The sequence below is a fragment of the uncultured Paenibacillus sp. genome, assembly GCF_963515335.1.
In the GTDB taxonomy this organism is placed as follows: Bacteria; Bacillota; Bacilli; order Paenibacillales; family Paenibacillaceae; genus Paenibacillus_I.
The window spans coordinates 1-11392 of the sequence record NZ_CAUPYC010000096.1; the positions used below are offsets into that span (position 1 = coordinate 1).

At 53.3% G+C, this 11392-nt stretch carries 9 protein-coding genes and 1 pseudogene; 4 read left to right on the forward strand and 6 right to left on the reverse strand.

All coding sequences use genetic code 11. The features are described from left to right. Positions 1 to 4: 4 nt before the first annotated feature. The 6 genes and pseudogenes from RWM61_RS19285 to RWM61_RS19310 all read right to left on the reverse strand — a co-directional run bounded on the left by RWM61_RS19285 (position 5) and on the right by RWM61_RS19310 (position 7249). Positions 5 to 211 (reverse strand): maltose acetyltransferase domain-containing protein, encoded by a 207-nt coding sequence (locus RWM61_RS19285; protein WP_399539058.1) that lies wholly within the window; start codon positions 209 to 211, stop codon positions 5 to 7. Between the two features lie 16 nt (positions 212 to 227). Beyond that, positions 228 to 1442, reverse strand: a pseudogene (locus RWM61_RS19290) (MFS transporter). A gap of 24 nt (positions 1443 to 1466) precedes the next feature. Next, entirely contained in the window at positions 1467 to 2495 is a 1029-nt protein-coding gene (locus RWM61_RS19295; protein WP_314003855.1) for an ROK family transcriptional regulator, read from the reverse strand. Positions 2496 to 2669: 174 nt separating this feature from the next. After that, positions 2670 to 3581: an arginase family protein gene (locus RWM61_RS19300; RefSeq protein WP_314003857.1), complete on the reverse strand. Its 912-nt coding sequence runs from the start codon at positions 3579 to 3581 to the stop codon at positions 2670 to 2672. A 139-nt stretch (positions 3582 to 3720) separates the two neighbouring features. Then, entirely contained in the window at positions 3721 to 5382 is a 1662-nt protein-coding gene (locus RWM61_RS19305) for a response regulator (protein WP_314003859.1), read from the reverse strand. Next, positions 5375 to 7249 (reverse strand): sensor histidine kinase, encoded by a 1875-nt coding sequence (locus RWM61_RS19310; protein ID WP_314003861.1) that lies wholly within the window; start codon positions 7247 to 7249, stop codon positions 5375 to 5377. The genes RWM61_RS19305 and RWM61_RS19310 overlap by 8 nt, the downstream gene beginning before the upstream one ends. A gap of 185 nt (positions 7250 to 7434) precedes the next feature. On the opposite strand from RWM61_RS19310, the gene RWM61_RS19315 reads away from it, so the two are divergent. The 4 genes from RWM61_RS19315 to RWM61_RS19330 all read left to right on the forward strand — a co-directional run bounded on the left by RWM61_RS19315 (position 7435) and on the right by RWM61_RS19330 (position 11352). Continuing rightward, complete coding sequence (locus RWM61_RS19315) at positions 7435 to 8808, forward strand: extracellular solute-binding protein (RefSeq protein WP_314003863.1); 1374 nt, start codon at positions 7435 to 7437, stop codon at positions 8806 to 8808. Positions 8809 to 8915: 107 nt separating this feature from the next. Next, positions 8916 to 9791 carry a sugar ABC transporter permease gene (locus RWM61_RS19320; RefSeq protein ID WP_314003865.1) on the forward strand — a complete coding sequence of 292 codons (876 nt, stop codon included), beginning with the start codon at positions 8916 to 8918 and terminating at the stop codon, positions 9789 to 9791. Positions 9792 to 9802: 11 nt separating this feature from the next. Beyond that, positions 9803 to 10624, forward strand: a complete 822-nt coding sequence (locus tag RWM61_RS19325) for a carbohydrate ABC transporter permease (protein ID WP_314003867.1) — start codon at positions 9803 to 9805, stop codon at positions 10622 to 10624. Between the two features lie 5 nt (positions 10625 to 10629). Then, positions 10630 to 11352, forward strand: a complete 723-nt coding sequence (locus RWM61_RS19330) for a glycoside hydrolase family 66 protein (protein ID WP_314003869.1) — start codon at positions 10630 to 10632, stop codon at positions 11350 to 11352. Positions 11353 to 11392 lie beyond the last annotated feature (40 nt).

Here is an 11392-nt window from a genome sequence, read left to right on the forward strand (position 1 = left end):
TATTTCACACCTTAAAAATTCTAAAAAACTGTCTTGACATCTTGTAGCACCATAGTGTTTTTAATAGCTTCGTTCGATGGTCGAGGTCCGTCTCGAGCGTTTCATTGAAGAGTCGGGTAAGCTTGCGGGCATTCAACCTATCTTGCGTCAGTTCGGGATCACCGGCGTGATAGAGCTCACCGCTTAGCATTTTTTCTTTTTCCGTTTTCATAGCACAACTCCAATCTTTAGTGTTGGTGGATTGCGTCGTTACGTTCGTTCCGCCTGTTCAGGAAGAGGTTCAACCGTTCCGAGAAAAATAGAATGGTGGCAGCCGATACGACGATATAGAGTGGGAATATGCCTATAGTCGAGAACCCGGCAAGCAGTCCGAGAAGCGGCGGCATCAACGTGCTTCCCGTATAGGCAACGGCCATCTGATAACCCATGATCCGTTGTGCGTGCGCCTGACCGAATCGAACAGGCGTCTCATGTAACATGCATGGGAAAATCGGCGCGAGTCCCAGTCCGGTGATCAGCAATCCGCTCAGCGCGAAACCGGTCGGAAGCGGTAGCAGCAGGAGCAGCGTACCGGCAAGCGCTGTTATCTGGCCAGCTCGAATTAGCAGGCGATTGCTCACCTTGAACGTGACGAATCCGGTGATGAACCTTCCGATTGTTAGGCCCGCAAAGTAAATCGAAACCCAAAATGCTGCTTCGTCGGCGGGCAGCCCTTTCATCTTTACCAGATAACTACTGCCCCACAAGCCCACCGTCGCCTCGACCCCGCAGTAGAATAAAAACGATCCCAATGCATACTTGACACCCTTTACATGCTGCGGTTTGTTCTTCCCCGTTATCAAGCGACGGTCCCGCCTCCGCTTGCTCAGCGCCAAAGCCGGGCCTTATTTCCCAGCTAGATGCCCCCATAACGGGAGCGTTACGAAAAGCAAGATAACTAACGCGAACTGAATTCCGGCTACGGCCAGATACCCTTCTCTCCAAGAAGCATTCCCAGACAAGAACGCGGCCATAATTATTGGACCGGCCGTCGCTCCGACACCCCAGAAACAATGCAGCCAACTCATGTGATGGGCTTTATAACGCGCCGCTACGTAATGGTTGAGTCCGGCATCGACGGCCCCTCCGCCAAGCCCAAGTGGGATGGCGCACACGATCAACCAAACGATCGATGGCGCATACGAAAATCCTAGCAGCGCGCCGGCCGTCATGATACAACATGCCAGCGTGACGCGTCCCGTGCCGAACCGGCGCACAACGGCTCCACTTACCAAGCTGGATACAATCGTGCCGACGGTAACCGTCATCGACAACAACCCGGCCATTCCGATTGGTGCTTCCAGATCCGGCCGCATGACGGGCCATGACGCTCCGAGCAAGGAATCGGGCAGCCCGAGGCTGATAAAGGCCAAATAAATGATCAATAGTAAAATCGTACCCACACATGTGTGCTCCCGTCTTAAGATTCAATCGTCGTTTGCGGAAATCATTAAATGCAGCCCTAGCTTTTTCAACCCGTTTAAGTAATCTTCTTTCCAGTCGCTCGCCGTAAGTTTAGGCAGATGCTCCTTCGCAATATAGGACGCGCTTCTTGTTGCGATGGCTTCCAGAAGGTCCCTTGTTACTTCATCGCGGCAAAAGATCACGGCATTCGGGTTCAGGATCGCCGTAAACGAGGCGACCAGCCGGCTCACGGCATCGACCCCGATGGTCTCGTGCATGACGGTGACCGTTCCTTCAGCGTCTGTAATCGCTTGTTGAAAGTTTCGTTCGTCATACAGGGGAACGAAAGAGACTTCACCCGAGAATGACGTGCTTCCCCGCACGACGTTGCCGTTGACCATTATGCCGGCCCCCGGTCCGTTTTGACCGAAATACAGGTAGATCAGTGAGTGGTTCTCGCGGAAGTTCATCTTGTCGTAGTAGCCCAAGACGGCCGCGTTCATATCGTTCTCCACGACAACAGGAAGCGCGAATCGCGCTTCGATATAGCCTTTCAGGTCAAAATTCTGAAACTTCTCGTATCCCGGAATATAGATGATCCGCCCGTCGTTGACCGATCCAGGTACGCCGAAAGCAAGCGAACGGATCCTAGGGTGCCGCTCGATCAAGGACACAATTTGCTTCGCCAGTGTCTCGATTCCATCCTGAAGAAAACCAGAGGAAGTCCCTTTTTCCTTCACTTCACCCAATACGTTATAGATCCTGTATTGAGTTTCCGTTTTCTCTAGAAACAGCGTGGCGCCCAACTGATAATCAGGATTATATGCGTAACGTCGAGCCCTTCTCCCGCCGCTCGAGTCGTCGAGACCGACGGACATCAGTTCGCCTGCGTTCTCCAACTGGGTAATAAACTTGCTGATCGTCGGAAAACTAATCCCCAGCTTTTCACTTAGCTCGACTTTCGTTGCGCTTCCAGACGCTAAAAGCGTTGCGCGAATGCCTCTCAGAATCACCTTCTTCATTTCTTTCGGCGTTGATAGCTTTTCGCTCACCAAAACATCACCTCGATTTCAAACACTTATTAAATATCTTTAATAAGTGTTTTTATCATAACAGGGTTCTGGCATAAAGGGAAGCCCCTCTACGGGGCCTTTACGCACCACTACACTCAGGTCAAATAACCGCCTCCGCTGGCAGGATACCCCGGATACACCAGATTATTATTCTTAAAGCGGGTTAAATTTAGGGCGTTCGGTCTTGTCAATATCACCAATTAAAGGTAAACGAGAGAGCATGTTTTGCAAGAAATAGGAGTCCCAAGGGAAATGCTCAGTTATCCCTAGACCAACGACATCATATGATTTGGCTATATCTTGCAAAACACGGATAATAGCTTCCATTCTTACTCCCCGCGGAAACTTATCCTTATTCTCCTCATATGTTCCTGGGTAAGCAACCAAGAGCGAGCGGAATTCTGTCATATCCAGAACATCCAAATCAAAATGAATAATTATTTTAGATGGTTTCCGTTCATCTAACCATTGGAGCACGTTCGAACTATCTTGTTTAATCTCGTCCGGTCCCAGAATATCCAATTTCAAATTTCGCAATGGCCCAGAGTTTAGCGGCTCCAACAAATCATTTAACCCTACAAATAGCACTTGTTCAGGCTTAAAAATACGTGGGACCTCTGCTACAAATTCTTTATCACCTACTCCAAGTAAATTCGCAAGGACCATTGCGTGATGATTTGGGAAATCTTCAGGAATATAGACGTCAGGATGAGCATCAACCCATAGTAGAGCAGTGTCTCCTTTATATTTCTCATTCAAGTATGCAAAAGGGGCAAGTTCAACGCTGCAATCTCCTCCCAAAACGACGATACTATCAGGGTTGTGCTTATGAATTAGTTCCTTTGCAGAGCGAGCTTGTTTCAGCACGGTACCTCTAGCCATGATGCCATTCACTTTTTCCTCATCAAGATTTGAACTCACTGGTACTTCTTCAAAAGGACCCTCTGACTTGGGAGCAAGCCAGTTTAACAAATGAGCTCCCAGTATATATGGAGGGTTATTCCCTCCACCTTGCCATTGCGGAAATAGAAGACGTAGCGTACGATTGTTGTTATTTTCGCTCATGAAAAATGCTCCTTTTCGTTCGGTTTATTTATCCTTTAAATAAAGAGAAGAATCATTTAGAAATAACATCTTAAGTTTACTTTAGCATTCACACAATAGGAATATCCTTTTGAGCATAACTGCCAATTACTTCCAAACTTCATTCGGGTTCTATCGCCACACCGTCGCGCCGCTGGGCGGACAAATGCAGCTCCTGATATTCGCCGGGAGGAAGGTTAAAGTGCTGTTTGAAAACGTGCGAGAAATGCTTGACGCTGAAGTAGCCGACCTTGTCCGCGACATCGTATACCTTCTCGGGCGGATGGTCTTTCAGCAGCTTGGCCGCCTGCTCCATCCGGACGCGCGTCAGAAACTTGATATACGTTTCCTGAAACGCTTTATGGAAGGCGCTGCTTAAATAATTGGGCGTCACACCCAGCTTCTCGGCAAGCAGAGCCAGGCTCAAGGGCTCGGCGTAATGCGTATAAATATAGGCTTTTGCCCGGCTTGCGATGTCGGTCTCGTCCGCCGCCTCGGCTTGCCGGCCATCGTAACGCGGGACGAAGCAGCATGCGATGTCCCTGTAGACGGCCAATACGGATTCCGCCGTCCACCCTTCCGGTCGCTCGATGAATACGCGCTGCAGGTGCCGGTACGCTTTTTCCAGCCCCCGCCCGTACAGCTCGCCTTTCCCGTCGATCAATCTTTTCATCATGTGGATGCCGAATTTGGCCAGCGCGCGCGGCGTGTATGCCGGCATATGCTCGATATATTGCTTGAGGGCGACCGTATAGGCGACTTCATTCCGATCGAACAAGGCGAACCGGACGGCGGCCAGCGATTGACCGAGGGACGGCAGCAGATCCGGGCCATCGGAACGACCGCCGTCTTCCCGCGGCGCAAACAGCGCCGGTTCCCCGGCATAAAGACGCTGCTGCAAGTTTCGTGAAGCCGCGGCATAAGAGGCGTGCAGATGGAACAGCTCGCTTTCCATCGATCCCAGCGCTCCGGTCACCGTAATGACCGTATGATGGAGCATGGCATCCGCTACTTGCCGATAGACGGCCGAACACCTATGCAGAATTTGCCCGTGATCATCCCCGGAGACAAGGACGCACGTGCACTGGTCTTCATCCAGGAAAACAAACCCGTGCCCCAGCTCCCCGCAAATTTCCACGGCGATCTGTTGAACGATAAACCGGAACACCATAAAATCGTTGTAAGGAATCGATTTGCGGACGAGCTGTTCCTCGTCGAGGTCCAGCATCATGATGACGCCTTCGGTTTCGATCAGCTGCAGCTTGAGCCGGAAAATGAGCGGGTAGAGCGTTTTGATTTCAACGGCGCTTTCGCTGACCACCGCTTTAAGAAACTGCTTGACGACCTGGGCCTGGCTTTCCTTGGAGAGGCTCTTCTGCGAGAAAAAGGCGAGAGATTCCCGGTTTTTGATTTCCAGATGGGAGGTGACCGCGTCCAAGGCTTCCGTCAGATCCTCCTTGACGACCGGCTTCAGCAAATAATTCCGGACGCCGTGACGAATCGCCTCCTGAGCCAGCGCGAATTCATCGTAACCGGATAAGATCATGACCTGAGGCGCGTTGGCCATTCCATGTATGAGCCTGCACAATTCAATCCCGTCCATAAGCGGCATCTTGATATCGGTAATGACAAGATCGACCTTCTCCTGCTGAAGCTTCTCCCAGGCTTCCTGCCCGTCCATCGCATCCGCGGCGATTTCCCATTCGGGATGCTGCTCCTGAATGTGCAGGCGAAGATATTGACGAACCAACGGCTCGTCGTCCACCAGCATGACCTTATACATGACCGCTCTCCTCCTGACTCGGAACCGGCAGGTCGATCGTTACCGTCGTTCCATGATGAAGCTTGCTGTCTACCGAGAGACCGTAATCCGCTCCGTATTTCATTCTGATCCGTTTGTTGACGTTCACCAGACCGATGCCGTGCCCTTTGCGCCGGCCGCCCGAACCGCCCGAACCGCCCGAACCAACCGACCCATCCGATACGGGCGGTCCGGGCGGCGGGCCTTCGTCCGGGCCGCCGTCCAGTCTTCGCCGCAGCCGCTCCAGCGCCGCCGGATCCATCCCGATGCCGGTATCCCGGATAACGAACCGCAGCCGGCTGCCGCTCAGCTCGCTGTATATGCGCAAGGTCGTTTTCTCGCGTTTCGTTTCGCAGCCGTGAATCACGGCGTTCTCGACGATCGGCTGAAACAGCAGGGCGGGCACCGGGTACGACATCAAGGACGGATCGATCCGGATGTCGTATTCCAGCCTGCCGTCATAACGGCTGCTCTGGATGCTTAAGTAAGCGTTAAGCAATTCGATCTCGCGCTGGAGCGTAATGTCTTTATCCCAGAACGACATGCTCCGCAGAATGCTGCTCAGCTTGTGGATATGGTCGATCGCCTTGGGCTGGTTGCCGATCTGCATCTGCATCGAGATCATATTGAGCGTATTGAATATGAAATGGGGCTTGATCTGATTATGCAGCGCAAGCACCTGGGCTTCCTTCTGCAGCAGCTCGGTTTCGTACACCTGTTTGACCAGCTGCGTATTTTCCTCCAGCATCTTGCTGATTCGCGAGACGAGCGAGTTGAAGGAGCTGCCGAGATAGCCGACCTCGTCTCCGCGCTTGTCCGGAAACCGCACCGTCAGGTCGCCGCGCTCCACCTCTCTCATCAGACGCACGACCGTCAGCAGCGGTTTGAGAAATTTATTGAGAAACCACAGCAACAGGATAAAGGCGAAAGCCGCGGACAGCAGGGCGATCCACAAACCGAAATTGCGCGTTTCCCTGGCGCCGGCGTTCAATTCCGGCAGGGAGTTCACGGCGAGAATGCTCCAGTTGGAGCGGGGCAGCAGGGTCGTGTTGAGCAGATAAGGGGTACCGTCATACGTGACCTTGGTCGAGCTTTTGCCGCTCCGGCGGATCTCCTTGACGAATCGCACGGCGTCCAGCCTTGGCGTGCTCTGGTAAATGACATTGTTCCTGTTGTCGACAATAAACAGGCCGCCGTCTTTGCCCATATCGACTTTCCGGCTTATATTCTCGATCCCGCTGTAGTTCGCGTCCACTTTAATGACGCCGAGAATTCTGTCGCTGTTGCGCGTGCTGCGAAGCTGCCTGACGATGGAAAATACTTTCGGCCCCTGATTGACCATCTGCTGCATGTGCGCCGGGACAAAAATCGTGTCGCGGGTCGCCATGGCCTGCTTGTACCAGCCGTATTGCTTCACAAGCTTCGTATCGTCGACGCTCACCTGAAGGCGGCCCGACGAGTATATTTCGTCCGTAATGACAAAGACGCGATTGATATCGCCGCGCGGATAGATCAGCATTTCCTCCAGATAGTTCTCGATCAGGCGGCGCTTCTCCAGCTGCGCCAGCGACGAGGAATCGTAGGTTTCCTCGATCGCCTCCATAATACCGTCGTTCAGATACACGGACAGGGAGAGGCGGTACAGATCGTCCAGATAGGAGTCGATATTAAACGATACCTGCTCGATGATTTGCTGCACGCGGCCCCCGGCCTGGGCTTCGAAATCTCTCGTATACTTGTAGTAGGAGATAAAAGCAACCAGATAAATTGAGCCGAGAATAAAAAGGGCCGAAAAAATGAGCAGCTTTTTTTTCAGGCTCCAGTCGCGGTATTTTTTCAAGCGGATCATCGTTTTTCACCGTCCCGATTTCAGTCTAACCGTTCCGGCGGCGGTGAACAACCGTTTGATGGCCGATCTGTAAAAACCACACCTCGATCGTAACTTTCCGGTGTTTCGGCTTGTATCGACAAGGATTATGCTTAAGGTGCACCGATTCGGGGACACGGAAACAACCAAAAAAGGGAGGAAACAAAATGCGCAACAAACGCAACAGACGCAACAAAACGGTAAGCTTGCTGTTCGTCTTGACCCTCATGATCTCGCTGCTGGCGGCATGCGGGAGCAACCAAAAGGCGCCGGAGAACAACGGGCAGGAGCCGGCGGGCGACGCCGCGGCGAACAGTCAGAAGGAAGAGCCGGCAAAAGAAGAACCGAAGGAAAAAGTCAAGCTGAAGTTTTTTACCGGCAAGGTGGAAACGATCGAATTGATGGATCAGCTGATCAAAAAGTTCAACGAAGAAAATCCGGGCATCGAGGTCGTGCAGGAGTATCAGAAGGACGCAAGCAGCGTCATCAAGGTTAAATTCGCGGCTGGCGACGTGCCGGATATTACGACGGTCGTCGAGCAGGATTACATCGACCAGGGCAAATATCTGGATCTCTCGAACGAGCCGTTCTGGTCGCGCGTGCTGCCGTCCATCAAGGAATTGTCGACCGACGTCAAGACGGGCAAGCAATACCGGGTCGCCACGAACGTGACGATGGCCGGCATTTTCTACAACAAGCAGATTTTCGAAGAGCTCGGCCTGAAAGAGGCTTTGACCTGGGAAGCGTTCAAGGCGAATCTGCAAACGATCAAGGACAAGAAGCCGGACGTCGTGCCGATGTTCCTTGCCGGACGGGATTCCTGGACGCTCGGACACCTGATCGAATTTATGCCGCACGGCATCATTAAGCAGAAGCTTGGCGTGAACGGCTCGCGCGTCGCGTTCATCAACAACGAATCGGATAAGCTGGCGTTCGACGCGGAAGGCGGCGTCATCGACACGTTCGCAAAGCGTTTGCTCGAGCTGAAGGAAGCGGGCCTGATCAATGCCGATGCGCTGACCGCTACCTATGACAACCAGAAGGAAGCTTTCTCGACCGGTAAAGCGGCGATCATCAGCCAGGGCATGTGGGTGATGGGCGACCTGCTGAAAATGAATCCGGACATCGCATCCAACGTCGGATTCAGCCCGTACCCGGCGATCATGGACGGCACGCAGCCGGTGGTGCTTTCCGCAGACGATTCCCGTTATGCGATTACCGCGGATTCCAAGTATCCGGAAGAAGCGAAGAAGTTTCTGGAGTTCCTGATCCAGCCCGAGAACCTGCAGGCCTACAGCGAATTCCTGAAGTCGCCGCCGGCGTTCACCGACGTGACCGCGAACTGGGGTCCGCTCAACGAGCAGGCAACCCAGGCGTTGAAAACAGGCGTCAACATTCCGTTTACGGATACGCCTTCGGGCTTCTCGGGAGACGATGCGGGCAAAATGGTGCAGGAGCTGCTGGCGGGCAAATATACCAGCATCGAATTCGCCAAAGCATACCGCGAAGCATGGGATAAAGCCTGGAACGCGACGCGTTGATCGGGTTTTCCGCTAAAGAGACGGACTGAACCGCTGCCGGCCGGTATGCCGCCCGCGCATAAGAAGACGCGCGTACCGGTCAGCGGCATTGGAACGGAGAGAATAGCATGCATATAACGCGGCGAATTGCGAACAATCTTCATTATTTCATGGCGGTTCCCGCCATCCTGTTGTTCGCGCTGTTTTTTATTTATCCGTTAACGCAGGGGGTCGGGATCAGCCTGACCGATTCCAACGGCGTGACCAAGCCGGATTTCATCGGCTTTCGGAACTTTGCCGATTTTTTCAAGGACGAGCGGGCTAAAACGGACGTGTCCAACACGGTGCTGTTCGCCCTGGGCAGCGCTCCGCTTCTGAACCTGTTCGGCTTTCTGTACGCGCTTGTGCTGGACCGCGCCTTCAAGGGAAAAGCCTTCGTGCGCGCCATCGTGTATTTGCCGGCGGTGATCAGCCCGCTGATTATGGGCTATGTGTGGTATTTCATTCTTCAGCCGGGACGCGGATTTCTGTTTTACCTGCTGCAAAATGTGGGGTTGACGGGCGGAAACTGGCTGGCCGACGCAAACTCGGCGTTGGTCGTCCTGATTCTCGTCAACGTATGGCAGTTCGTCGGCATGACCATGATCATCTATTTGGCCGGTCTGCAGTCGATTCCCAGGGAGCTGTACGAGGCTTGCGAGATCGACGGCGCGGGATACGGCGGCAAGCTGTTTTATGTGACCGTACCGATGCTCGTGCAATCGATCAAAATCAACGTCGTCACGAATATTATAGGTTCGTTGTCTGTATTCGAGGTGATCATCGCCCTGACCGACGGGGGGCCCGGCTACAGCACCGAATCGCTGAGCATATACATTTTGCGGATGCTTTACGGCAGCTTTACCGGCTATTCAACAGCCGTCGCGATGATTCTGTTCGTCATGATCGTCATTCCGGTGATCGTATTTATGAGATTCATCCGCAAGCAAGAGTTTGAGATGTAGGAGGCAACGCCATGAAATGGACGCGAACGTTCGGCACCTATGCCATCGTAACGATTATGGCCTTGCTGTCGCTGATCCCGTTCTATATTCTTCTCTATCTATCGCTGAATACACCGTCGCGCACCTTGTTCGACGGACTGCTGCTGCTTCCCGATTTTTACTTTCCGAACTATCTGGAAGCCTGGCGGAAATCCGATATCGGCAATGCGACGGTCAATTCCCTGATCATCGCGGTCGGCGCGGTTGCCTTGATCATTCTGGCGTCGGCCATGGCCGGGTACGCCATTTCGCGGTACAACAACAAATTTCATTCCCTGGTGTTCAATGTGCTGCTGATCTGCATGATGATCCCGGCGATCATCATTACCGTGCCATTGTATTCGCTGATGAAATCGATCGGCGGCATCAATACCCAGTGGGCCATGATTCTGCTGATGGCCTCGAACGGGCTGCCGTTCTCCGTTTTTCTGTACACGGGCTTCGTCAAGGGGCTGCCGCGCGAGGTGGAGGAGTCGGCGATCATCGACGGCTGCACGCCGTTTACCGCGTTCTGGCGGGTCACGTTTCATTTTCTGCGCCCGGTTACGGCCGCTGTGGTCATTCTCCAGGGCCTCGCGGTGTGGAATAACTACGGCCAGGCCGTGTTTTTCCTGCAAAGCCTGGAGCTGCGGACGATTCCGCTGGCCGTGTCCATGTTCTTTCAACAGTACGGCGCGCAGTGGAACCTGATGGCGGCCGCTTCGGTGATCGGGCTTACTCCGGCCGTCATTGCGTTTCTGCTGTTCCAAAAATATTTCATTAAAGGAATAACTGCCGGCGCAGTTAAAGGGTGAAGGCCATGTTCGGCATTAAAGATGTGTATCCGTTAAAAGCGCAGTACCGGAAGGGCGAACCTGTGCGCATCGCGATCGAAATCGATAATCGTACCGGTAATGAGCAGGCGCTGCATATGGAAGTCGTCGTTCGGGAATTGAACCGTATCGTGTACAGCATGCTGCTGGATGTCAAGCTCGATTCGAAACCGGTGACGACTCATGTGGCGGACCTGGAGCCGTTCATGGCCGATTTCAAAGGCTACGGCGTCGATGTGGCGCTCGTGGGAGGAGATCCGGCGCTGCAATGGCTTTCCACCTCGTTCGACGTCGTGTCCGATTGGAGACGGTCGACACGGTACGGCTTTCTCAGCGATTTTCACAGCAAATTGGAAGGCGACGGACAGGATGTCGCGAGCCTGAATAAGCTGCACCTCAACCTGGTGCAGTTTTACGACTGGATGTACCGCCACAACGATCTCGTTCCGCCTCAAGACGTATTCACGGACTTGATGGGAAGGGAACTAAGCCTCAAAGTGGTGAAGGAGAAAATCGGGCTTTGCCGCCGCTACGGGATGAAGGCGATCGCGTACGGCGCGGTATATGCGGCCAGCAAAGCTTTCTATGAGGAGCATCCGGACTGGGCGCTTTACTACAGCAACGGCAAGGTTATCGACTTCATCAAGGTTCGCACAGGATACTTCCGCTTCTACAAACGGGGGAGGAATGTGCGACAGGCGCTAGCCTGAATGCTATTTTTTGGTATGCTTTACCTCCCAAGCATGCTAT

Bases quoted from the DNA above. Each gene is read 5' to 3' on its own strand.
- RWM61_RS19320 (WP_314003865.1), top strand. From the start codon at position 8,916: ATGCATATAACGCGGCGAATTGCGAACAATCTTCATTATTTCATGGCG.
- RWM61_RS19310 (WP_314003861.1), bottom strand. From the start codon at position 7,249: ATGATCCGCTTGAAAAAATACCGCGACTGGAGCCTGAAAAAAAAGCTG.
- RWM61_RS19330 (WP_314003869.1), top strand. From the start codon at position 10,630: ATGTTCGGCATTAAAGATGTGTATCCGTTAAAAGCGCAGTACCGGAAG.
- RWM61_RS19300 (WP_314003857.1), bottom strand. From the start codon at position 3,581: ATGAGCGAAAATAACAACAATCGTACGCTACGTCTTCTATTTCCGCAA.
- RWM61_RS19305 (WP_314003859.1), bottom strand. From the start codon at position 5,382: ATGTATAAGGTCATGCTGGTGGACGACGAGCCGTTGGTTCGTCAATAT.
- RWM61_RS19285 (WP_399539058.1), bottom strand. From the start codon at position 211: ATGAAAACGGAAAAAGAAAAAATGCTAAGCGGTGAGCTCTATCACGCC.
- RWM61_RS19315 (WP_314003863.1), top strand. From the start codon at position 7,435: ATGCGCAACAAACGCAACAGACGCAACAAAACGGTAAGCTTGCTGTTC.
- RWM61_RS19325 (WP_314003867.1), top strand. From the start codon at position 9,803: ATGAAATGGACGCGAACGTTCGGCACCTATGCCATCGTAACGATTATG.